The following is a 23831-nucleotide window of genomic DNA, read 5'->3' as shown; positions in this document are numbered from 1 at the left end:
GGTTTTATACCCATCTATGTATTCTTTGTCTATAAGCAAAATCCTGCCTTCAGCCTTGGTTGCTTAGAACTTTTTTTGCTTCCTGCCAATAAGCCTCCATCTCTGGTAAATCAGTTTGGTCAAAAGAAATGCCTCTTATACGGAGCTGCTGCTCGATATAGGAAAATCTTTTTACAAATTTTTTGTTAGTCTGGGCAAGGGCCTCTTCCGGATCAATCTTAAGAAACCGCGCGAGATTGATAAGGGCAAACAGCAAATCACCTAACTCCTCCATTTGATGCTGACGGGATTCTGCTGTTTGGGCGGCCATGGCCTCCTTGAGCTCAACGATTTCCTCCTCCACCTTACCGAAGACATCACGGATATCGGTCCAATCAAAACCGACAGCAGCCGCTTTTTTTTGCAGCTTCCAGGCTTTCATTAAACCCGGCAAATCGCGAGGCACACCGGACAGTACGGATAATTGCTGCAAATCAATGCCTTTTTTACGCTTCTCCTCAGCTTTCATGGCGTTCCAATTAACAAGGGCTTCGTCTGCATGCTCCGCCTTGATTTCCCCGAAAACGTGAGGATGCCGTCGAATCAGCTTTTCATTGAGGGTCTCAATCACATCGTATACGGTAAAAACGCCGGTCTCTTCTTCCATCTGCGAGTGCAGCATGACTTGAAGCATCAAATCTCCCATCTCCTCGCGCATCGCATCCGGATCATCATCGTCTATCGTTTCCAAAACCTCATAGGTTTCTTCGATCAGATTATTGCGCAAGCTGGCATGGGTTTGCTCCCGATCCCACGGACATCCTTCAGGGCTTCGTAAAATTTGCACAATTTCATGGAGACGGCCAAATGTCCGGTTTCGCAGCTCATCCTTATCGCTGCGAGGCACCCAGACCAAGGAGAGATTGCTGTAGCCTTGCACCCGATCAAGCTCATATAGAGGCACTTCAACCAACTGCTCCTGTCCGGCGATTCCCAGTGCATGTCCGACTACAACGGGATAATCATCCGGGTATACCTCCATTAAACCCAGCTTCACATCCGATGCGGTATATGTGTCATACACTTGTCCAATGATCGTATGCAGCAGCGGATTGAAGCTATATCGGCCCAGGCTTGTCGCATCCAGCAGCTGAAAGCCTTCAATGGGATCGAAGCCGAAGCGCAAAAAAGCTTGATCCAAAAAGCTTTCGCCGCCAAGCAGCTCAAGGGTGATATTTTCTTGCGGGCACCGCTGCTTTAATAACTGGACTGTATATTCAGCAACCATTGGGTGTCCAGGGACCGCATAGACAATCTCCTGCTGAAGATTCTGAGCATCATGGATGAGTTCGCTGGCAATGGCTTCATACACATCTTCAAAACGATCATGCTTTTCATAAATAGCATCAAATGTCTCATAGGTCACCTGGTTTTCCGTCAAAATCCGTACCATCGGGTGATCTTGTGTCCGCAGATATAGCTTGGAAGCTTGCTGCAGCTTCTTCCAAACGCCCAGCGTTAGTTGATTCTCATCGCCTGTGCCCAGACCCACTATCGTGATTTGTGCCGTCATATCGCATCCCCCTTATGTTTAAGCTGTCCCCTTGGGAATCAGCTTCAGCCTCTCCAGAACCGGCACAATCCGCCGGTCCAGCCCAGGGACCAGCCGCAGCTCCTCGCGGCTGATCGTGCCGCTGCGCAGCAGCGCAGCTGTGTAGACGGCACCGCCGACGACTACACAGCTAAAGGCGATGGCGCTGTAGGCCCATCGCTCCGGGGGCAGCAGCCAAGCCGGCGCGGCCTTGGCTCCCCATTGCAGCGCTGCGAGGCAGCCGCCCATCAGGCCCACCGCCAGCGTGGGCCCTGCGGCAGACGGCCGCAGCGCGATCCCGGTGCAGCGTGCCACCTGCACCAAGCCCAGCCCCGCGGCGGCGGCGAAGGCGATCACCGCGCTGAGCGCGGCGCCTTCTATGCCCCAACGGGGCATGAGCAGGACGTTGCCGAGTGCTTTCAGCACGATGGCCACGAACAGGATCAGCGCCGGCGTGCGGACGGCGCCGACGCCCTGCAGCACACTGGCGCTGACGGTGTTCAGCGTGCTGAACAGGGCCGTGAACGCCAGGATCGCCAGCGTCCAGGACGCTTCGCTCGTCTTGTACAGCATGAGGTTGATCGGCACGGCTGCAAACGCTAACCCGAACGAGGCGCCGAGGCCGACCAGCCAGGTCAGCTTGAGAGAAAGCTTCGTCCTGTGTCGAATGAGCTCCAGATCACCCTTGATCTGGGCTTCTGCAAGTGCAGGAACTAGTGCGACTGAAAGCGAGGAAGCTATCATGACAACCAGCTGTACCAAGGGCAGCCCTCTGTTATAAAGGCCGAATTGTCGCATCGCTTCGGCTTCAGACAGATGGGCAGCCGCCAAAAGACGAGGCATGGTAAAGGTATCAACCAGAGTAAGGATCGGTACAACGATGGTACCCAAACAAATGGGGATCGCATAGGAAGCTATTTGTTTAACTAATTGAAAGTCAGATACATGCGGCGCAGTTCCGCTTGCTTTTTCGCTTTTCCCCGCAGCTAATTTTCTGACCCGACGGTCTCTCAGCCAATAAGTGAGCATCACCAACAATCCAGCCGCTGCTCCCGTTACAGAACCGAAGGTTGCTCCCGCGGCAACCCAATCCATGGAAGCTTCCATAAATACAAAATAAAGCAGGAGCGCAATCATCGTAATGACGCGAACCAATTGTTCGATGACTTGCGAAACAGCTGTAGGCACCATATCGTGTTGGCCTTGAAAATATCCCCTCAGCACGGCAAGGACGGGTGTAAATAATAAAGCAAAGGACACGCTGCGGATCGCTCTCTGTGTGTCCGCTATGCCAATCCATCCGGCAATTTGTTCAGCTCCAAGGTACAAAGCGAAGAAAAACAGCAGACCGGTTCCCATGAGCAGCAGGGTGGATACCTTGACTATCCTTTCCACACCTTTAAAATCCCCTAGTGCAACGCGTTCAGAAACGAATTTGGAAATCGTGATTGGAAATCCGGCTGTAGCCAGAAAAAGAATAAAAAGGTACACCGGATAAACGGCGTTATAAATGCCAAAAGCCCCGTCGCCGGCTATATTTTGCAGAGGGATTTTCTGCAAGGTGCCCAGCAGCTTGGAAATCACAGCGGCAGCTGCAAGAACGGCAGCACCTTTAAGGAGCTTGGCCGACTTTAAGCGAGCTTCGTTCATCGGCTTCCCCCCTTCTGATTCGCCTGCAGCTGAAATCATTATAACGAATTGAGGGAATTTCTACAAAAAAAAGGCTACCCCTGCGGAAGAATGAAGATCTTCAGCGAGGATGCCCTGTGTGTGTATTGAGCCTACTGTTCCATTTGCTTAGCTAAAAATCCGGCTGCCGTTTCAGCCATTTTCATTTCCATTTGTCCCATTTGCACATTTGCATCCTTACTGACCAAAATAACAGATCCGATCGGATCCCCGCTCGCAATGATAGGCGCAATCACATAAGAGCCATAGGTTTCTGTTAAATCCTTGATTAACTCATATTGACCGCTGCTGCTTTCCATGGACGTTTTGCGATTCTCCATACAAGATTCCACGAATGTACCGATGGCTTTATCCAGGTAATCTTTCTTGGCTGCGCCCGCCATGGCAATAACAGTATCTCTATCGGTAATCATCGTAAGGTGATTGGTGCTTTCGTACAGGGATTCGGCATATTCCTTGGCAAAATCGCCAAGCTCTCCTATGGGCGAATATTTCTTAAGAATGACTTCACCATCGCGATCAACGAATATTTCCAAGGGATCCCCTTCGCGAATACGAAGCGTTCTGCGAATTTCCTTGGGGATGACAACTCTTCCCAGATCATCTATTCGGCGAACAATTCCAGTTGCTTTCATGCTCTAGATGCCTCACTTTCCTCTGAAGAATTAGATACGACTTGAGGGAGCTCGATTTCTAACCATAGTATTCTTCGGCTCCCAAATATTTATGCAGAAGCTTCTTCGCCTTCATTATGTCCAAATCAGGTAAATAAAACAGGATGCCGCTTAAGGCATCCTGTTTCATTTATGACATATTACTTCGCAGCTGGCGAAGCGCTCGGGCTTGCTGCTGGGCTTGCTGAAGGACTCACTGCAGGGCTTGCTCCCGGACTTGCAGCAGGAGGAGCGCTCGGTGCTGGAGTCGGAGTAGGAAGCGTATTGGATTGAATCAAACCAGGCAATTCTTTGGATGCGAAATCTGTGAGCAAGGCTTGAGCCAAATCGGATTTAATTGTTGTTTTCACAGTTTCCAGCGGGCTGGTGCCGCGGCTTTCCACCTTCATGACATGATATCCGAATTGAGTCAACACCGGTGGATCACTGATCTTATTCAATGGAAGCTCAAGCGCTGCCTTCTTGAAATCGGGATCCCACTGATTGACGTTGGCATCCTTATATGTGCCGCCGACATCCTTGGAGCCGGGATCATCCGAATATTCTTTGGCTAACGCCGCAAAGTCTCCGCCTTTATTCAGCTTGTCCAGCACTTCTTTGGCTCTGGTCAGTGCTTCATCCTTCGTGCGAATCGCTTTCTGTGTAGCCGGATCGGTCAAGCCGATCAAAATATGGCTAACCGTGGCAATATCAAATTCATGATTGGCTGAACGTGTTTTATAAGCATCGGCAATTTGTTGATCGGTGATTTTGGCTTCAAGGCTGGACATCGTATAGAAGCTGAGCTGCATCAAAGACTCTATATCCTTGATGGTTACATTGTTATCCTTCAACTGCTTGTCCATTCCGCCTTCTTGCTTTCCTAAATAATCGGTAAGTTGTTTCATCTGATCGGTGATCTGCTTATCCGCAGCTGCTTTAACTGTAGCATCCGCTCTGGATGATAAGATTCTGAAGGTAATCATTTGCTTCAGCATATCCTGTTGAAATGCGGGATCTGTGACATACTGGGCGTATTGCGGCTGGAACATTTTGTTTACATTGATAAATGCATCAAATTCGCCCCGTGTAATTTTCCCGTTGTCCTTATACGTAGCGATGATATCGGTTGGCTTTCCGGACGGGCTGGGGCTTGCCCCTGCCGGATTCTTCTTCTGTCCGCATGCACTTAAAACAGAAACGGCCAGCAACAACGCGACCGCTGTAATTACCCATTTGTTCAATACTTTATGTTTATTTGGCGACATCCTGCAATTCTCCCTTCGTTTTCAAAGCCTCCTTGTATTGTACCAGAAACTTTTCCACCAATTCGATGGATTGTACTGGATTTAAGCTCTTGCAGCGCACAAGGATTTGTATATGGGGTCCCGCTACAAGCTTAATTCGGCCTTCAAATCGATTTGATAGGGTGAACAGCTTCTGCCCGTCGAGTCTGCCGTTTTGGTCGGCATGCACTTTAATTAGGTAATCGTCCCCTTTTTGGCTGATCGTTTCTATGCGGTATTCGGCACCGTATGATTTTAAACGAGCTACTGCCATCAAATTAAGAACGGCCTGAGGCAGATCGCCAAAACGATCCACAAGCTCCTCATGCAGATCCGCGGCTTCTTCTAGCGTGCGGACAGCCGCGACCTTCTTGTATATTTCAATCTTCTGCATGCTGTCGTAGATGTAATCGGAAGGAAGATATGCATCAAGATGAATATCGATTTGCGTATTCCAATCCGGTTCCGGCGGCAGATCGGCACCGCTGATCTCCAGCTTGCGCTGAGCGACCTCTTCGGCCAGCATTTGGGAGTAAAGATCGAAACCAACGGATGCTATGAAGCCATGCTGCTCGGCACCAAGCAAATTGCCTGCTCCGCGAATCGACAAATCCCTCATGGCAATTTTAAACCCTGAGCCAAGTTCTGTAAACTCCTTTATAGCCTGCAGGCGCTTCTCGGCAACCTCTGTCAACACTTTGTCACGTTGATAAGTAAAGTAGGCATAAGCTACCCGATTGGAGCGGCCGACACGCCCGCGGAGCTGATACAGCTGGGAAAGTCCCATTTTATCGGCATCGTGGACAATGAGTGTATTGACGTTGGGAATATCGACACCAGTCTCAATAATGCTCGTACTGACCAGCACATCATATTCGCCATCCAGAAAATCGAGGATCGTTTTCTCGAGCTCCTGTTCACCCATTTGCCCATGCGCAACGGCTACCCGGGCATCCGGCACGAGGGCCGAGATTTGATCCGCCATCTGATTGATGCCTTGCACGCGGTTATACAGATAGTAAACCTGTCCTTCTCTGGAAAGCTCCCGTTCAATAGCCTCCCGCACCAGCGTATACCCATATTCCAACACATAGGTTTGCACCGGAAACCTGTTTTCCGGAGGCGTTTCGATGACAGATAGGTCCCTTACACCGAGCATCGACATATGCAGGGTACGCGGTATGGGTGTAGCTGTTAAGGTAAGCACATCGACATTGGTTTTAAGCCTCTTGATCTTTTCCTTGTGGGAGACGCCGAAACGCTGCTCTTCATCCACAATCAGCAGTCCTAAATCTTTAAACTGAACATCCTGAGACAGTAATCGGTGAGTTCCGATAATGATATCTACAATGCCTTTTTTAACACCTTTCATGACCTCGGTCTGTTCTTTTTTGGAACGAAACCTGCTGAGTACCTGAATATTAAACGGATATCCGGAGAATCGTTCTCTAAAGGTTTCATAATGCTGCTGCGCCAGAATTGTTGTAGGAACGAGCACCGCCACCTGTTTACCGTCTATTGCTGCCTTAAAGGCGGCCCGAATGGCTACCTCAGTCTTTCCGTATCCCACATCGCCGCAAAGCAAGCGATCCATGGGGCGGGGCTTCTCCATATCCACCTTAATTTCTTCAATCGCACGTAACTGGTCCGGCGTCTCATCATAAGGAAACATACCTTCAAACTCATTCTGATAAGCGCTGTCGCTGCTAAAGCCATACCCGGCGGTTGCTTGACGTTCTGCGTACAGCTTGATCAGCTCGTCGGCAATATCCTTAACCGATGTGCGAACCTTGCTCTTTACTCTGGCCCATTCGGCTCCACCAAGCTTATAAACCTTGGGCTCCTTGTCTTCAGAGCCCACATACTTTTGGATCAGATCGATCTGGTCGATCGGTACGGAAAGCTTGTCGCCTCCTGCATATACGATGTGCAGATAATCTTTATGCATGCCGCCGACTTCCAGCGTCCCGATCCCTACGTATTTGCCGATGCCATGGTTGACATGAACGACATAATCGCCTACCTTCAGCTCCTGGTAGTTTTTGATCCGTTCTGCATTTTCCAGCTTTTTGTCCACTTTGCGAGCTTTGCGCTGCTTTTGGGTGAAGATTTCACCCTCCGTAATCACTACCAGTTTGACTGATGGAAGCTCAAAGCCGGTTTGCAAATTACCGATGACAATTTCAGGCTCCTCAATTTGATAATCACTCAGCACTCGTTTCATCCGTTCGCTGCGTTCTTCCCCATTGGCGAGCAGGAGCACCTGGCTGCCATTTTTCTTCCAGCGCTCCATCTCCGATTTCAGGAGATTCATTTGTCCATGAAAGCTCTGCATCACACGGCATACAAAATTGACGATATTTTGCGGCTGAATCCCTGGCACCTGACGTAAAAACAACGACAAATACAGCGTAGGAAACGGTCTGCGGTGCAGGAGCGAATCGTAAGATTTGGACAGCACAAAAGCAGGCAGGCTCTTGCCTTCCTGCAGGGATGACGTCATCCATTCCGCCTCATCGCGCTCCAATTGTTTCGCCGTTTCAAGCATTCTGGCCGGCTCATCTACAATCAGAACGGCATCTTTGGGCATATAGTCGAAGAGCGTTTGCCGCTCCGTGTATAACAAAGAAATATATTTGTACAGACCTGGAAACGGATATCCTTCCCTGAGCATCTCAAGATCATGTCCGATGACCTCGAGCAGCTTTTCCTTGGCCCCTCGGTCCGACATTTTGGCCAATTGATCCTGCAGCAATTCATAAGCATGCTGAGCAGCAGCCTGCAAACGCTTTCTATCAGCAGGAATCTCTCGACATGGAGAAATTGTAATAGATTCCAATTTATCGATAGAGCGCTGATCGCTGCTGTCAAAGGTGCGGATGGAATCCACCTCGACATCAAACAATTCAATGCGAATCGCGTTTGCTGAAGTTAAAGGAAAAAAATCCAATATTCCTCCCCTGACGCTCATCTCACCCTTGGACTCCACCCGTTCTACTCTTTCGTATCCAAGCTCCGACATGCGGGTCAGGAGTTGATCCAACTCGATGGTATCTCCCAGCTTCACGGAAATTTGCGCATCCATAAATACCTGCTTGACCGGGAGCAGCCTTCTGAGTCCCGCATAGGGAACAACAACAACGCCTCGATAACCGCCAGCGAGCTTGGTTAGAACATCTATCCGCTGCGCGAGCATCTCCGGACTTGAGGCGGCTTCCTCCGTAGCGAGCATTTCCTGGGATGGATAAAGCAGCACCTCATCATCCGAGAGGCACTCTACCAAATCCTCGGCGATTTTTTGCGCAGCAAACATATTATGGGTCAAAATGCATACAGGCCGCTGCAGCTCACGAACGAGCGAGGCAACCATCACTTGACGGGATGAACCGGATAACCCTGCGATGAGCTGTTCCTTCATCTCGGAACGCAAGCCAGATACTATCGTTTGAAAATCTGTATCTTTGGAAAAAGCTTGTATTAAAGCCTGCAAACAAGTACACTCCTCTCACAAAAAGAAGCCTCGGCAACCATGCCTAGGCTATAAACGCTCAATCATGTAGGAAACGTTGGCCCGAACACACTATTGCAGGGGACTTACCACTAAAGACAGCTCCGGATTTGCATCCAAAGCCTCTCTGCAATAATCGCAAACCACCTTAACGGTAACGTCTCCATCGACGTTATACGATATTATATCTCTACGCTCCTCGGGGGTCAAGAAATGGAAGCCCAGTTGATACTCAGAAATCGCTCCGTTATTAATTTCCCCCATAAACGTAAGACAGTGTCGACAAATATATTTTACTGACATAAGTGTATGCCCCCTTCGGTTGCCCTATTACAACCTAGTATGGCCAAAATCCAGAGAAATTAGCCAATTGGAGGATACCCTCATTTTATTGGTTGAACTTAGCCATTGTTTTTTCAAAGGGTTCTTTTAAGCTGAATTCCATGGCCTCACAAGTTAAATCAAGGACACCTTCTAATTCTGCCATTTCGGACTTGGAAAAGTTGGAGAGCACATAATCGGCAATATTATAGCCCGGAGCGGGTCTGGATATACCGATTCGAATTCGATTGAAGATTTGGGTTCCCGTATGCTGAATGATCGATCGAATCCCGTTATGGCCACCTGGACTGCCTTGATACCGTAGGCGAATTTGACCGAAAACCGTATCCAGATCATCGTAAACAATCGTAATGTCCGATAAATCGGCTTTATAGAAATTCATAAACTCACGCAAGGCCTCACCGGATAAATTCATATAAGTCATCGGCTTTAACAGGTAAACCTTCGTTCCGTTCACATTGCCTTCGCCAAGCAGCGCCTTGCCTTTATTCTGAAATGAAGTGATCCCCCATTTCGCTGCAAAGCGATCGAGGACCATAAAGCCGATATTGTGGCGGTTCATCTCATATTGTTTTCCAGGGTTTCCTAAACCAACAAAGCATTTCAAGATTGTCGAGCCTCCTACATCCATATATACTTTCTTGAAATTTCGCGTAACTAAGGCTAATAGCTTCCTGTCCTTATTAGTATAATAACATTATTCGATTTAGCGGGAGAGCTGCTTCATGTATGAAAACGGCCAGCCTTTGATCAGCGATACCCAATTTCAGGATCATAAAGACGGCGGTATTCCCGTCCAAGTATACTATCTGAGTCAGCATAAGGATATAGGCTACGTGGAAACTTACGGTTCCAATTTCGTAAAATTGAATAATACTTATTATAACAGGCATCTTTACATTTTTCTTTCCCGACCTGGCTATTAAGCGTGTGAACAACAAAAATGCCCCTATTCAGGGGCTATTTTCGTAAAATCACCGCGCGATCTACTCTTTAGGATGTAGTCTCCGGCGCAGGTTGGCCCGCAGCAGGTTCTTCGGCAGGAGAATCTTCTTCATCTTCCTTCACATCTTTTTGAGGCGTGAGGATGGTGGCGATGACTTCGAAAGGATCTGTTTTTACCTCTATCCCTGCAGGTACCTTCAAATCGCTGGCAATCAAATTTTCCCCCAGCTTTAAATGCGAAATATCCACCTGAATGGAGTCGGGAATTTGTTCAGGAAGGCAGCGGATATCCAGCTCGTGGTGCTGAATCTGCATGATCCCGCCCTCTCTAGTCCCTGCAGCGTCGCCGATGAATTCCAGCGTTACCGAAGTGCGTACAGGTTCATTCATATTAATTTGATGAAAGTCGATGTGAAGCACTTCTCTCGAGAGCTTGTCTCTTTGAACCTCGTTAACCATCACAGGCTGCTTCATCCCATCCGGAAGCTCCATCTCGATAATGGCATGAGGATGATGACGAAGCAAATCCAGCAGTTGTTTCTGATCGATGGCGATAGGAGAGGTGCCGACCTTCTTACCATTCACTACACCGGGAATTTTCCCTTTATCACGGAGCTGTTTGATCTCCGACTTCGTACTGTCCTTACGAGCTTCAGCTTTTATTTTTACTGACATTGCAATAAGAACCTCCTTAAACTGGAACGCAAAATAAAGTAAATTTCCCTTTACTCGGCATTATGCCCCTGATCCGGAGATTCCATCCTTGCTAAACGCCAATCGTTATTCCGATTTATTGATCTTGCGCGCCTTCATTCGGGAGCGAATTTTATCGGCATAGCCCGGTTTGTTAACTTGACGTTCCCTGGCTATAGCCAAATCACCAGCCTCCACAGGCTGAGTAATGGTTGACCCTGCAACCACATAGGCGCCTTTGCCTATTTTTACCGGAGCGATCAGATTAACATTGCTTCCGACAAAAGCATCGTCATCAATTTCGGTCAAATTCTTGTTAAAGCCATCGTAATTCACGGTTATAGCGCCGCAGCCGAAATTCACATTTTTACCCACTGTTGCATCACCGATATAGCTGAGATGCGAAACCTTGGAGCCTTCGCCCAAATCAGCATTTTTGATCTCAACAAAATCGCCAACTTTTACATGCTGACCTAACTTAGCTCCTGGTCGCAGGTAAGCGAACGGACCAACAGAAGCAAAGCTGTCCACAAAAGCTTCTTGTACAACAGATTGCTTAATCGTGACTTCATCCTTCACCGTGGAATCCGTGATTTCCGTATTTGGCCCCAATGTGCAGCCTTCTCCAATTAAGGTGCTGCCCCTTAGGATAGTTCCCGGCAGAATAACGGTATCCATGCCGATCTGCACGTCAGCTTCAATATATGTGTTTTCCGGATCGATCAATGTAACGCCATTGATCATATGCTGCTTATTGATGCGGCGTTTAAGCAACTGCTCGGCTTCTGCCAGAGCCGGCCGATCATTCACACCGATAGATTCTGAGCCGTCTTCCAGTAAATAAGCCTGAATCCCTTTTCTCTGACCAGCCAAAATCCGTATCACGTCCGTTAAATAATATTCATTTTGAGTATTGTCATTAGTCACATGACCCAGAGCTTCAAAAAGCAATTGATTATCAAAACAATAAGTGCCGGTATTAATCTCCTTAACCGATGCCTCTTCAGGTGTACAATCCTTATGCTCAACAATGCGCGAGACACTGCCTTCAGCGTTACGAATGATTCGTCCATAACCGGCGGGCTGCACCATCTCCGCTGTCATGATCGTTGCCGCGGCACCTGTTTGCTCATGAAGCTTGATCATCTCCTGCAGCGTATGGTGCTGAATAAGCGGGGTATCGCCACAAATGACAATCGTTACGCCTTCTTCCTTTTCAAATAAAGGTTTGGCTTGCAATACGGCGTGCCCAGTTCCGAGCTGTTGCTCCTGCAGCACATATTCCACTTTGTCTCCCAAATAATTCTGAACAGCTTCCGATCCAAACCCGACAACAACCAGCGTTCTTGAAACCTCTATATGATGAAGCGTATCAACCACATGTCCTACCATCGGCTTGCCGCCAACGGGATGAAGTACCTTATAAAGCTTGGATTTCATCCGTTTGCCTTGCCCGGCTGCCAAAACAATCGCCATTTTGTTCAACGAAAGCCAACCCCTTTTCCTCGTTTCACCCATATTAGCGTAAATCGCGTCAAAAGAAAAGAGAACCCCACAGGGCTCTCTCGCACATCCATTATTAAGCTCCCTCTTCAATAACTTCTTCCTCTACCGTTGCTCGGTCGTATTCAGCCAGAACAGCAGCTTGAATTTTCTCGCGAGTTGTGGAAGAAATAGGATGAGCGATGTCACGAAACTCGCCATCAGGAGTTCTTTTACTTGGCATGGCTACGAACATACCATTGTTTCCATCGATAACGCGAATGTCGTGAACGACGAATTCATTATCAATAGTAATGGATGCGATCGCTTTCATTCTCCCCTCGGAGTTAACCCTGCGAAGCCTAACATCTGTTATCTGCAATTGTGTTCACCACCTTTAGTATCAAAAAGACTAGGTGTAATAATTTCCACGTTTTGGGGCTAAATCCTTCCGCATTTTCAAAAAATTCCATAATTTTATACTATTTTAATGTAATCAGAATTTTTCGACAGAAACCGCTGCAATAAGCTCTATTTCGACGAAAACATCGCGCGGTAAACGCGCCACTTCTACAGTAGATCTAGCCGGTTTGTGATCGCTAAAGTAAGAAGCATAGACTTCGTTAAGCTCAGCAAATTGATTCATATCTTTAATAAATACCGTAGCTTTCAAAACATTTGCAAAACTCGAGCCAGCCGCTTCAAGAATTGCCCGTAAATTGGCAAACACCTGATGGGTTTGCTCCTTGATGCCCCCCTGCACAATTTGTCCGTCAAGTCCAAGCGGGATTTGCCCCGAAGTAAACAATAGGTCCCCCATCTTGACCGCTTGAGCATAAGGTCCAATAGCTGAGGGCGCTGATTCAGTTGCAATGATTTCCATTTGATCCATACTTCCTTTCCTAGTCAAAATAACTTCCCGGCTCCACGGTGATTTGCTTGGTTTTGGAATCTACGCCGCCAAGCTTGGCCAGCGAAATATAATCATCCACCAAATGCTCTTCCACCTCGCAGGATTCCATGAAAACCCCTACACCTTTTACCACAGCCTTAAATTCCTTCAAAAGATCCATCATCCCGTGGATCGTACCCCCAACATGCATGAAGTCATCAATAATCAGCACATTGGCTTCTTCCTTCAGCGCGCGTCTGGCAAGAGACATCGTTTGTATGCGCTTATTTGAACCGGATACATAATTAATGCTTACCGCCGATCCTTCGGTTACACGACCGTCTCTGCGAACAATAACAACCGGAATGTTCATATAAGTTGCCGTTGCATAGGCGATCGGAATGCCCTTGGTTTCTACCGTCATAATGACATCCAGGTCACGCCCGGCAAATGCGGAAGCAAATGTTTTGCCTATTTCATTCAAAAAATACGGTTGCCCCATAATATCAGACATATACAAGTAACCGCCTGGTAATATACGTTCTGGCTGCTGCAGCTGCTTGCATAAATTTTGGATAAATAACAGCGATGCCTCCTTCGGCATCTTGGGAGTGAACTTCACACCTCCGGCAGCTCCGGCAAGCGTCTGCAGCTCCCCAACGCCTTCTTCATCAAATACTTCCTTAATGATAGCCAAATCCTCACTGATGGAAGATTTAGCTGAACTGTACCGCTCGGCAAAAGTCGTTAAAGGAATTAATGTGTGGGGGCGAAATAACAAATATTGCGTCATTTCCACTAGTCTGGCACTTCTTTTCAGTTTTTTCATCCTCCCACCTCCTGAAATCCGAATAATATATTGAGAATATACCATTTTTATACGTATTCATTCAAGTCTCACGTGAAAATTATGTTAACATAAACCTGACACGTGATATCAAAAAAAACTACGACGGCACAATCAACAAACTAACACTTGATCCCATTGATTCTCCAGTTGTTGCAGAAAATTGTGGGGATTGCGATTAAACCGTCTTCGTTGAACGCTTTCGGATAGTCGTTCGCTCCATTGTGCTTTGCGCTTTGTATAGGTTTCATAGCTCACGGTTCGTAAACGGGCGACGACGTGCTTCTGACGAAGCGCATCATCAACAAGTACAATCATTTCTCCGTTACGTATGATGTAACTATTCCAATTCCGAAGGCCTGTGATCCGACGATGGCAAGATTTCGTCCGCCGAAAAAATTGCTCCAGATCGTTGTTCGTTCGCGGGAGGTAATAATGGTCGTAGCAGGTAAACAACCCTTTCCAGAACCCGCGAGAGTAGCGGATCACATTGTCGACCATGGGAGCATCGGTCTCGTCGGAATACGTCTGTTTGAGCCAGTTCAGCACATGAGTCATTTCCCATTCAGCCGTTTCGCTGGTCTTGTCTACTTCCGGCTCCAACGCCGCCGCTATATGTGAAATCGGCTTTGCCCAGCGACATACGGTTTCATAAAGGACCCCAAGTTCGTCTAGTTTACTGAAAATTCTGACCATACCCTGAAGAAGATGAGGCTCTTTTTTTAGTCAAGCATCGCTGCAGCGACGCCTGTATGGCCTGGGCTCGTTCATAGATCAGCATACCGGGCAAATCAAGTGGTGGTTCGCCATCTTCCAGGAGTAAAGCGCGCACTGCAGCGGCATAACCCTTTGCCACCTGGGCCTCCTTGTACGAGGGCGCTTCTGGTGCATCGCTCAATGCAAGGGGACTCGCTTTTGCGCTTGCCTGTGCTTCCGTGATTGCTTTTTTCTCGGTTTGCTCGATTTTTCGCTCTATATCCCGCAGGCCGCGCATGCTCTTTTTCAGTTCCATTTTGAGTTTGCGATCGGCATCCACAACAGGCTTTGCGATGTCTTTCAGATAATGATATTGGCAGTACTGATACGGTACATCAGGCAAGAGCGATTCGAAAGCCTGCCGGATGGAAACCTGCCCGTCGCTGACAATCCCTACGATGGGATAACCCAGTTCAATAATCGGATCGATAAGTGTCCGTAATTCGGCGGCGGCTCCGCTCTTCATGTTCTGAGCCGCTAGAATCGTGCCGCTAAATACTTCTCGGATGACGTATAACATCTCGTTTCCTTTTTCGGGTTGGACGCCATCCATGGAAAGGATGATGCCGCCATTCTGTGCTGTGGTTTCCGCCAAGATTTGTTTGACGTAATCGTCAAGGCTTGCAGCTAGCAGTGTTTGATACCGTTCATATAAGGTTTGTGCATATCTTTCACTCGTCACTATACCGCGCTCATTTAGCGTATCCGCAATCTCCTTGCAGGTGCGATGCTGTTTGAAGCGCAGTTCGCCGACGAGACAGAGCACATCGTAACTGTATGAGGAGTGCTTCATACTTAGCGCTTCCGCTTCAGCTGATTTGTACGTGACACCAGCGTGCGGACAGTCTACGTTGGGACAGGCATAAGCCATGCTCCAAGCGTGAATGACGCCGCTGAGTGTTGAAATTTTCTTGTTCCATGCAGTGTGGGAACGCTTTAATCTGATCCCGCAATGCGGGCAGTTTTTCATTTCGGGTCTGAAGTAAATTTTCGGCGCGGCGCCGAGGCGATTTTTCGAAAGCAAAAGGGTCAACTCCTACAAAAATTGTTGTCCCTTATGTATTCGACAAAAGAAAGGAAAATCCTGTTTGTTAATTGTGCTATCGTAGTCAAAAAAAACTACGACAGCATAATCAACTAACTGTTCAATAAATTCCATTTATGCTCTAAGTCGTTGAGGTAGCCTTCGGTATTGCGATTAAACTTTTTACGTAATATGACACAGGTTAAACGCTGGTCCCACTGTGCTTTCCGTGCTTTATAACGACTAAAGGAAACGGAACGCAGTCGTGAAATCACATGCTCTTGACGAAGCGCATCGTTCACCAATACGATCATTTCACCATTGCGTACGATGTAGCTGTTCCAGTTACGAAGTCCTGTAATTCGACGGTGACTAGCCTTCGTCTGTCGAAAGAATTGCTCCAAGTCATTATTTGTTCTTGGAATGTAATAATGATCATAACAAGTGAATAGACCTCTCCAAAACCCTTTGGAAAAGTTGAGTAAATTGTTAACCATGAGTTCGTCATTCTCAAGCGTGTAGGTTTGTTTTACCCAATTCAGTAACATTGATAGCTCCCATTCAACCGTCTCGCTAGTTTTATCTTCACCAGGGGTAAGGATAATGGCGATATAATCCATCGGTTTCATTAGCCGCGATACGGCTTCATAAACAGGATTCATTTCATCTATTTTGCTGAATATTCTGATAATATTTTGAAGCAAACTAGGCTCTTTTTTTACTCAAGCATCTTTGTAAAGAAGCCTGAATCGCTTGTGCACGTTCATAAATCATTAATCCAGGAAGCTCCAATGGTGGATCTCCGTCTTCTAGGAGCAAGGCTCGGACAGCTGCCACATATCCCTTGGCAATCTGCGCTTCGGTAATTTCAGCAGTTTCCGAATCTGGCTGTTCCGTTTTCCCCGTCTCGGATGCTTGGATCTCAGCCTGTTCTATTTTTCGTTCGATGTCCCGAATCCCGCGCATGCTTTTTTTGAGTTCCATTTTTAATTTACGATCGGCTTCGACAATGGGTTTGGCTATGTCCTTCAGATAATGGTACTGACAGTATTGGTAAGGCACATCCGGTAACAAGGTCTCAAATGCCAGCCGAATGGATTTTTGCCCGTCACTTACAATACCTACAATTGGATAGCCCAACTCCATGATGGGTTCAATGAGCGTCTTCAGCTCTTCTGCCGTTCCGCTCTTCATGTTTTGTGCAGCGAGTACCGTGCCGCTGAATACTTCGCGTAGGACATATAGAGTTTCATTCCCTTTCTCAGGCTGAACGCCATCCATCGATAAGATGACGCCGCCATTTTGTTCGGTAGTCTCTGCAAGTACTTTGTTTACATGATCATCCAAACTCGCAGAAAGCAACGTCTGATAGCGTTCGTACAAATTTTGAGCATGCCTTTCACTCGTTGGAATACCTCCTTCATTCAACGCATCAGCAACTTCTTTAACTGTTCGATGCTGCTTAAAGCGCAGTTCTCCAACGAGAGCAAGCACATCATATCCATATGAGGAATGCTTCATGCTAAGCATCTCAGCTTCAGCAGATTTATACGCAACTCCTGTATGTGTACAATCTAGATTTTTGCAAGCATAAGCCATACTCCATGCATGGATGATTCCGTTTGTTGTGACAATCTTTTTCTCCCATGCTGTATGGGTTCTCCGCAATTTTGACTCACAGTGCGGACATTTTTTAAACTCAGGTCTGAAGTAAACTCTGGGCGCAGCACCCAATCTATTTTTCTCAAGCATTAAGGTCATCTCCTACAATAAATTCTGACCTTTATACTTTCGATAAAAGATTGGAAATTCCTGCTAGTCAATCTTGCTGTCGTAGAAAAAAAAGGATGCTTTCTAAGTTAACATCCTTACCGCAAATACATCTTTGCAAAAACCGCGCAGCCCGTTGTAGATCCGCGGTACCTTTGCTTCCTTGGAAACCAATCCGAAAACCGTAGGGCCGCTCCCGGACATCAGAACACCGTCCGCGCCCAGCTTATGCATGCATTCTTTTAAATGCCTAACCTCCGGATAGAGCTCGAGTGTAACTTCCTCCAGCGCATTGCCAAGTCGTTCACAGAGCTTCTCAAAATTCTTATCCTGAATGGCTTCCAGAATAGCCGATGTGGCAGGCCGCTGCCGAATTTCTTTGGCTACAAGCTTTCCGTAAATTTCTGAGGTTGATACGTTGATTGGCGGCTTCGCCAAGATTACCCAGCATTGAGGCGGAGAACCGATCGATTCCAGCTTCTCTCCGCGGCCTCGGGCTACAGCGGTTCCTCCGCTAATGCAAAAGGGCACATCCGATCCCAGCTCGGCTCCCAGCTCTTGCAGCTCCGCTTCAGGGATATCGAGCTGCCAGAGACGGATTAGTCCGCGCAGCGTAGCTGCCGCGTCACTGCTCCCTCCAGCTAATCCGGCAGCTACGGGAATTTTTTTATCCAAATGTATATAAACTCCCTGATGGACATCGTATTTGTCTTTAATCAGCCTCGCTGCTTGAAAGGCCAAATTCTTCTCATCCAGCGGGATATAGCCAGCCTGACTTGAGATAATAATCGTATCGCGGGGCAGCTCCTGCATTTCGATGCGATCGGCGAGATCTACCATCGTCATGACCATTTCCACCTCATGATAGCCATCATCTCTTTTATGTAAAACATCCAGGGAAAGGTTGATTTTCGCAGGCGCTTTCTCAAAAACCTTCAGGGGGTTCACCTTCTTTGATCTTTTGCCATCAGCATATTATAACAAAAGCGCAAAAGAAAAGCTAAAGCAAAAATGCTTCAGCTTGTAATTGTGCAGCCATGTAAATACACGGAATTAAGGACGATATCGCCTTTGAACAGGCGATTGTGGGAGCATTGTTTGCTGATTTTGTTTGGCCAGGTGCTCCTCTGCAATTTGAATCGCACGCTTCACCATATTCCCGGCATCCTTGGCTCGGATTCCTTCCCAGCCGCTGCTTTGCACAACATTGTAAAAACCAAGATCCCTGGCCAGCTCTGTTTTAAAGCTCTCCGACATTAAACCACGACGTCTTCGCCCCATCACGACAGGCCTCCCTTCGTTTATGGGCTTAGTATGCTTCAAGCTTCGAGCCTTCATACGGCAAGCAAAAAAGCAGACCCTAAGGTCTGCCTGTATTTCAAGCACTATCAATTTGGTTAATGTTGAATATAAGTAATTTGAACTTGTCCGTCATCATTACAGACGGTAACTTCCACCGATTGTGTAAGAATGTCGGAGTAGCTGTAAGACACTCTCTTGAAAGCGTGTTGTTCTTCGTCGAGCTTCACGATGAACACGGAAGGGTAGGTTTCCTCTAAAACACCAGACCGCTCAATCGTCTTTCTGCGGCCGCCATTTGCTCTTAACATGATCTTCTGCCCAACGTGGGGTTCCAAACTGCGTTTGATTTCCAATAGCGCATTTTTTGCCATTGTCAGCTACCACCTCTTTCCTTGTCAATTATAAACCAATTGACTGGATTTGTCAAATCAAGGACCAATATTATAGCAGTACGACAATCCCATTGTCAACGGAAGATCTGCCTAATTTTTTGCATTTCCAATTCTTATAGGATGCCTATGTATTCTGACAATTATGCATAGCTTTCCTACACAACAAAAATGGCCCTCCACTCTAAAAAAGAGCATGAAGAGCCTTGTGTTTGGTACAGAAGAACCTGCTTATGTGTGCTGTTCAGCTTCCTTCATGCCTGGAATTCCCAAGCGGTAGCTCCCTTTGGTTTCTACACCGCCCAAACCGTCCAAGCCTGTGACGGTTAAATCCATCACATCCAGCATGGAGATTGTATCTTTAATGGACGTATAAGCCACCTTGGCCGCTATGCAAAGCGGATCCAGGGCGTGAATCAGAACTCTGGCAGGCGAACTGGCGAAATTGGCTCCTGCTTGAAGAAGCGCCTCAAAATGCGACTGACAGGCCCCGGCGACGACGATAAGCGAGTCCCGGCTGCGTTCATATTGACGAGCCATCTGTACAGCATTTACGAAGTTTCGCGAATTCTTATAGTTGCTTAAGTTATTAATATCCCGGTCTTTTCGAACTTTAATAATGCCGTCATGGCCGGTAATCACCACGATGTCGGGCTTAATTTGCGGAAGAAGGCGATAGAGACCATCCGCCATCTGCGGCTCGGGTATATAAAACCCTTCCGCCGGTACTCTAAGCTCGCCATAAAGCTGCATGCATTTTCGCAAATAAGTCGGGTCCCCGTCCACATGCAGCACTTTACCCGGCATTTCGAAATACGTGGATCCAGCCTTCTGCTTATCTCGAAAAGCTTGCTGATTCCTCAATTGCAGATCAACCCGATATTGCTCCAGCCTGCGCATGGATTCCCGAAATTGCGGTGTCACGGATCTCGCATGTTCAAAAACAACTGTAGAGTTGACAGCTGTCAAATCGGTCAGGGGTGCATCCGCCATCAGTCGATAATCGATACCACGCAGCACTGCCCTCAGACGTTCCACTTGCTCTATTTTAAATACAAGGTCTCCGCCATAGGATTTTCTGGTAACAAGGTCACCTTGCCTCATTGCGCCATCCCCTCCTCGACTATCGTATGGCAGGAATGGGCAAATGGTGCCTACTGCCGGAGGCAGGATGGGCGGCTTGTGAGCGGGGAGACAGCAATGCTAGCTAGCGTCCAGTCGCAGACGTCCGCTAATTGCGGGCGCTGAGCGCAGCTGCGAGGCGCGCGTATTCCTCCATGCTGAGCGTTTCGCCGCGGCGAATCGGATCAATCCCGATGCTGTGCAGCAAAGCCTCCAGCTCGGGTTTGGTCTCTTTGGTAAAGAACCTCGCCGCCAGGTTGTTGTAGATGGTTTTGCGCCGCTGCACAAAGGAGGCCTGGACGACTTCAAAGAAGAAGTCCTCGTCCTGCACGTGCACAGGCGGCTCTTTGCGCACGCGCAGCCGGATTACGGCGGAATCGACGTTCGGCTGCGGCACGAAGACGGTGCGGGGCACGATGGCGACCAGCTCCGCCTCGCAGTAAAACTGAACGGCAATGCTGAGGCTGCCGTATTCCTTGCCCCCAGGACGTGCCGCCATGCGGTCGGCCACTTCTTTTTGGATCATCACGACGATGTTCTCCAGCGGCAGCTTCTCTTCGAGAAGCTTCATGATGATCGGCGTCGTGATGTAATACGGCAGGTTGGCGACCACGCTCACGCCGGCCATGCCGTCAAAATGCTGCCGGATGAGCGCCGGCAGATCCAGCTTTAACACATCCCCATGCACGACTGTGGCATGGGGATAGGGCTCCAGCGTCTCGGCCAGAATCGGCAGCAGCCGCTGGTCGATCTCGACCGCCAGGACGCGCCCCGCGGCCTTGGCCAGCTGCTGGGTGAGCGCCCCGATGCCGGGGCCGATCTCCAGCGCACCCTTGTCGCCGCTCAGCTCTGCGGCGCCGACGATCTTGTGTAAAGTATTCTGGTCAATCAGGAAATTTTGACCCAAGCTTTTCTTGAGCACGATACCATGCTTCTGGATCAGGTTTTTCGTATTTTTGGGTGTAGCTACATCTTCAGATGCTGCCTTGCTGAGTGGATTCATATTCATGTTCTAGCCCTCATTTGTCCAATTGTTCTACTGCCGCTTCAAACTCTTCGCGCGATATTTGAAACATCGCACAGCGTTTGAAAAATTGCTTGCCATTGCAGTACCCGATGCCCAATGTGTTACCCACTTCCAGCCTTCTGGATGCAGCATCGGGATGATGAAGGAGCCCAGCCTTCATAAGATCGGCCAGGGTTAGCTCGGAAACGGCACCTTCATACTCGGTCTTCAGGTTGGCAAGCGCTTCTCGTATCGTTTCAGCCGATGCATTCTCAACCCCGATATCGCCATTATACTCTGCCTGCTGCCGGGTGATAAAAGCATGCTTGCAGCCGGGAACTTTGGCAGCTACGATTTTACGAATCCGCTCCCCTGCATGATCAGGGTCTGTAAAGATAATCACCCCTCTGCGCTGCATCGCCAGGGTGATCCGCTGCAAAACGGCAGCCCCAATGGCTGAGCCTCCGGTTTCTATCGTATCCGCTTCGACCGACCTTCGAATCGCAGCCGTATCATCCTTGCCTTCAACCACAATGATTTCTTTAATCATAAACGCACCTCTTCCCTCTTGATGCGAAGCAAGATAAGTTTAGAATAACTTATATCTTATCAACGCAGAAAAAGAAGAGGAGGCTCCTCTTCTTTCACCTTGCTGCAGAAGGTACATATATTTATTCATTCTGCCCTTCCAGGCAGATGATATCCGATTAATTCTCGGAAGGTTTCGTGGGTCCGATCACATATACGGTATAGCCTCGCTTTAAGCCAAACCTGTTGGCATATTCATGGCTATCGTAATAAACATCGATCTTCTGCCCCTTGACAGCACTTCCTGTGTCTTCAGCTCTACGGAAGCCTATTCCTTCGATATACACCCACCAACCCAAAGGAATGACCTTCGGATCTACGGCAATGGTTCTGCCCTCAGACACTGTGGTTCCTGTAAAGGTCTTGCCATATCCGGCATCGCCTTCACTCTTGCCTGTAGAAGCAACCCCTGCAGAATAAGCAGTGAGCGTTACATTGTTTAGTACCTGCTTATAACCGAAGTTGATGCCATTCTTGGAAATTTGGGCTTTGTCTTCCGAAGCAGCCGATAAAATCGTCACCGGATTTTTCGTTCCGATAGCGACGATCTTCTTCACGCTTTCGGTTTGAACTTGCTGATCTACTACATTTTCCGAAACTAGTTGGCCGTCCTCATAGACCTTCTCTGTTTTTTTAACCAGCACGCCTTCTGCGCCTTCTTGGACGACTTGCTCTTTGCCTTTAAGCAAGGTACTGTCGTTTTTTTGTTCGGTTTCGAAAGCGATCGATTCATTGATTTGGTCTATTTCTTTCTTAACCCTCACAATTTTAATCTCGGAGTTTGAGGTTAACGCTGTATTCCGTTCAGGGGAGACTCGATCTAATTCTCCAAGTGCGATATGTAAATCCTGTAAAGCACTTTCCACCGTTTTTGCAGTTGTATAAACAGTTGTGGTCTGTCCGTCAGCAGTCAGTTGAATCGGTGTGGCATGATCAATAGTAAATGTTTCCCCTCCCTTGATCCTGGAGGTCAAAGATGCGGAAACGAGATCGTGCTCGCCAATCTTTATGGCTTGTTCATCCAGTAGGCGTTGAAGGACCCATTGTTTGGTTTGTACAACGGTTTCTTGTCCATTCACAACTACGGATACGCTCTTGGTAGCCGTACCGTACAACAACACCAAAAACATGAAAGTCATTACGAATGTGATAGCTGCTATGGTTAAGATCATACGTAAGTTTTCACGCTTCCATCGCAATGCCAAGGACATGCTGGATGATCGGTTTACATGGGGTTCAAGTGTAGAAATTGTGCCCACTTATTTCGGTCCTCCTTCAAAGCCTCGCCGTCGAGTAACGCTTGGTTTTAAATATGACGCGACTAAGTTTTTTTAGTTAACTTAATAAATCTCTTCAGCTTCGCAGCCGAGCTTTCCCAGCCATAGAACAGCCATTACCGCTCTATTCCGGTAGTTCCACCTCCTCATCATATAGTCCAAAGGTCCTGCTGTATTTACGTCTTACTCTGGAGATGAGCATAAAAAAGCCGCGGAAAGAGGAGTCTTCCCGTGGCACAGTTTGCATGTAACATACAACAAGGCACGACAATCGTTCCTCTCTCGATACGCTTACGAGGTTAGCTGACGGATTCGGACGTGAGAGTCGCCCTACCTAGTACGCAAGCTTGGCTTGTCGTCTTTGGATTCACCCCTGATAAACATTCTGTGCACATCCAGATGACTTGTGGTCTTCCTGGTGTTTCACAGCGGTTCCCCCGTTTCCCATAAAAAGAACTCAGCGAATGGAAAATTGAAAGTGGTTTATTAAGTTATTATGAAAATAGTACGCTGTAATGTCCGACATGTAAAGGGACTGAATCCAGCTAAAAACGACGTGAAACAGGAAAATTAAGGATTTTATAGGGCTAATCAAACTAATTGGTACGTTTTTCTCATTATAACGCCCTCAATTGCCCATTTACAACTTTGACGGTGCTAAATTATGATTTGTTTGCGAATTCGATTATA

At 47.8% G+C, this 23831-nt stretch carries 24 protein-coding genes and 1 riboswitch; of the genes, 1 reads left to right on the top strand and 23 read right to left on the bottom strand.

From position 1 onward, the window contains the following. Positions 1-49 precede the first annotated feature (49 nt). From mazG to pth, 7 genes are all read right to left on the bottom strand, one after another. Entirely contained in the window at positions 50-1552 is a 1503-nt protein-coding gene (gene mazG, locus BLV33_RS18685; protein WP_090794955.1) for a bifunctional methyltransferase/pyrophosphohydrolase YabN, read from the bottom strand. A gap of 18 nt (positions 1553-1570) precedes the next feature. After that, positions 1571-3220 (bottom strand): putative polysaccharide biosynthesis protein, encoded by a 1650-nt coding sequence (locus BLV33_RS18680; RefSeq protein ID WP_090794951.1) that lies wholly within the window; start codon positions 3218-3220, stop codon positions 1571-1573. A gap of 131 nt (positions 3221-3351) precedes the next feature. Then, positions 3352-3894, bottom strand: coding sequence for a stage V sporulation protein T (gene spoVT / locus BLV33_RS18675; protein WP_090794948.1), 543 nt, complete (start codon positions 3892-3894; stop codon positions 3352-3354). 179 nt (positions 3895-4073) lie between these two features. Beyond that, entirely contained in the window at positions 4074-5180 is a 1107-nt protein-coding gene (locus BLV33_RS18670; RefSeq protein WP_090794945.1) for a peptidylprolyl isomerase, read from the bottom strand. Next, positions 5167-8688: a transcription-repair coupling factor gene (gene mfd, locus BLV33_RS18665; RefSeq protein WP_090794941.1), complete on the bottom strand. Its 3522-nt coding sequence runs from the start codon at positions 8686-8688 to the stop codon at positions 5167-5169. The genes BLV33_RS18670 and mfd overlap by 14 nt, the downstream gene beginning before the upstream one ends. 90 nt (positions 8689-8778) lie before the next feature. After that, the gene (locus BLV33_RS18660; RefSeq protein WP_090794938.1) at positions 8779-9009 is read right to left on the bottom strand and encodes an anti-sigma-F factor Fin; all 231 of its coding nucleotides are present in this window, start codon (positions 9007-9009) and stop codon (positions 8779-8781) included. Positions 9010-9094: 85 nt separating this feature from the next. Beyond that, positions 9095-9655 carry an aminoacyl-tRNA hydrolase gene (gene pth, locus BLV33_RS18655; RefSeq protein ID WP_090794932.1) on the bottom strand — a complete coding sequence of 187 codons (561 nt, stop codon included), beginning with the start codon at positions 9653-9655 and terminating at the stop codon, positions 9095-9097. Between the two features lie 118 nt (positions 9656-9773). Between pth and BLV33_RS18650 the strand changes: the two genes are divergently transcribed. After that, positions 9774-9974: a hypothetical protein gene (locus tag BLV33_RS18650; protein ID WP_090794929.1), complete on the top strand. Its 201-nt coding sequence runs from the start codon at positions 9774-9776 to the stop codon at positions 9972-9974. Between the two features lie 67 nt (positions 9975-10041). Here the strand turns inward: BLV33_RS18650 and BLV33_RS18645 are convergent, their stop codons facing one another. From BLV33_RS18645 to BLV33_RS18570, 16 genes are all read right to left on the bottom strand, one after another. Beyond that, entirely contained in the window at positions 10042-10668 is a 627-nt protein-coding gene (locus BLV33_RS18645) for a 50S ribosomal protein L25 (protein WP_090794926.1), read from the bottom strand. A gap of 105 nt (positions 10669-10773) precedes the next feature. Then, positions 10774-12171: a bifunctional UDP-N-acetylglucosamine diphosphorylase/glucosamine-1-phosphate N-acetyltransferase GlmU gene (gene glmU / locus BLV33_RS18640; RefSeq protein WP_090794923.1), complete on the bottom strand. Its 1398-nt coding sequence runs from the start codon at positions 12169-12171 to the stop codon at positions 10774-10776. Between the two features lie 94 nt (positions 12172-12265). Further along, complete coding sequence (gene spoVG, locus BLV33_RS18635) at positions 12266-12550, bottom strand: septation regulator SpoVG (RefSeq protein WP_090794920.1); 285 nt, start codon at positions 12548-12550, stop codon at positions 12266-12268. 114 nt (positions 12551-12664) lie between these two features. Then, positions 12665-13060, bottom strand: coding sequence for a RidA family protein (locus tag BLV33_RS18630; protein WP_090794917.1), 396 nt, complete (start codon positions 13058-13060; stop codon positions 12665-12667). A 10-nt stretch (positions 13061-13070) separates the two neighbouring features. Beyond that, a complete protein-coding gene (gene purR / locus BLV33_RS18625; protein ID WP_090794913.1) occupies positions 13071-13889 on the bottom strand; it encodes a pur operon repressor in 819 nt (272 codons plus the stop codon). Between the two features lie 132 nt (positions 13890-14021). Further along, positions 14022-14603 (bottom strand): hypothetical protein, encoded by a 582-nt coding sequence (locus BLV33_RS18620; RefSeq protein ID WP_090786861.1) that lies wholly within the window; start codon positions 14601-14603, stop codon positions 14022-14024. Then, positions 14584-15687: an ogr/Delta-like zinc finger family protein gene (locus BLV33_RS18615; protein ID WP_253187108.1), complete on the bottom strand. Its 1104-nt coding sequence runs from the start codon at positions 15685-15687 to the stop codon at positions 14584-14586. Before BLV33_RS18615 ends, BLV33_RS18620 begins: the two co-directional genes overlap by 20 nt. A gap of 113 nt (positions 15688-15800) precedes the next feature. Continuing rightward, positions 15801-16391, bottom strand: coding sequence for a hypothetical protein (locus tag BLV33_RS18610; protein ID WP_090788281.1), 591 nt, complete (start codon positions 16389-16391; stop codon positions 15801-15803). A gap of 1 nt (position 16392) precedes the next feature. Then, a complete protein-coding gene (locus BLV33_RS18605; protein ID WP_253187107.1) occupies positions 16393-17439 on the bottom strand; it encodes an ogr/Delta-like zinc finger family protein in 1047 nt (348 codons plus the stop codon). Positions 17440-17541: 102 nt separating this feature from the next. Further along, positions 17542-18396, bottom strand: a complete 855-nt coding sequence (gene ispE, locus BLV33_RS18600; protein ID WP_090799047.1) for a 4-(cytidine 5'-diphospho)-2-C-methyl-D-erythritol kinase — start codon at positions 18394-18396, stop codon at positions 17542-17544. 114 nt (positions 18397-18510) lie between these two features. Further along, complete coding sequence (locus BLV33_RS18595; protein ID WP_090794907.1) at positions 18511-18738, bottom strand: alpha/beta-type small acid-soluble spore protein; 228 nt, start codon at positions 18736-18738, stop codon at positions 18511-18513. 116 nt (positions 18739-18854) lie between these two features. Further along, positions 18855-19130: a biofilm formation stimulator Veg gene (veg, locus tag BLV33_RS18590; protein WP_090794904.1), complete on the bottom strand. Its 276-nt coding sequence runs from the start codon at positions 19128-19130 to the stop codon at positions 18855-18857. A 249-nt stretch (positions 19131-19379) separates the two neighbouring features. Beyond that, positions 19380-20252: a sporulation peptidase YabG gene (gene yabG, locus BLV33_RS18585; protein ID WP_090794901.1), complete on the bottom strand. Its 873-nt coding sequence runs from the start codon at positions 20250-20252 to the stop codon at positions 19380-19382. A gap of 127 nt (positions 20253-20379) precedes the next feature. Beyond that, entirely contained in the window at positions 20380-21279 is a 900-nt protein-coding gene (gene rsmA, locus BLV33_RS18580) for a 16S rRNA (adenine(1518)-N(6)/adenine(1519)-N(6))-dimethyltransferase RsmA (protein WP_090794898.1), read from the bottom strand. A 10-nt stretch (positions 21280-21289) separates the two neighbouring features. Beyond that, the gene (gene rnmV, locus BLV33_RS18575) at positions 21290-21826 is read right to left on the bottom strand and encodes a ribonuclease M5 (RefSeq protein ID WP_090794895.1); all 537 of its coding nucleotides are present in this window, start codon (positions 21824-21826) and stop codon (positions 21290-21292) included. A gap of 157 nt (positions 21827-21983) precedes the next feature. Beyond that, the gene (locus BLV33_RS18570) at positions 21984-23123 is read right to left on the bottom strand and encodes a 3D domain-containing protein (protein WP_090794891.1); all 1140 of its coding nucleotides are present in this window, start codon (positions 23121-23123) and stop codon (positions 21984-21986) included. 290 nt (positions 23124-23413) lie between these two features. Then, positions 23414-23614, bottom strand: a riboswitch (cyclic di-AMP (ydaO/yuaA leader). Positions 23615-23831 lie beyond the last annotated feature (217 nt).

It is taken from the genome of Paenibacillus sp. GP183 (genome assembly GCF_900104695.1).
GTDB lineage: Bacteria > Bacillota > Bacilli > Paenibacillales > NBRC-103111 > Paenibacillus_AI.
Note: the sequence above shows the minus strand (reverse complement) of the source record. Positions and strands in the feature narration are given on the sequence as shown.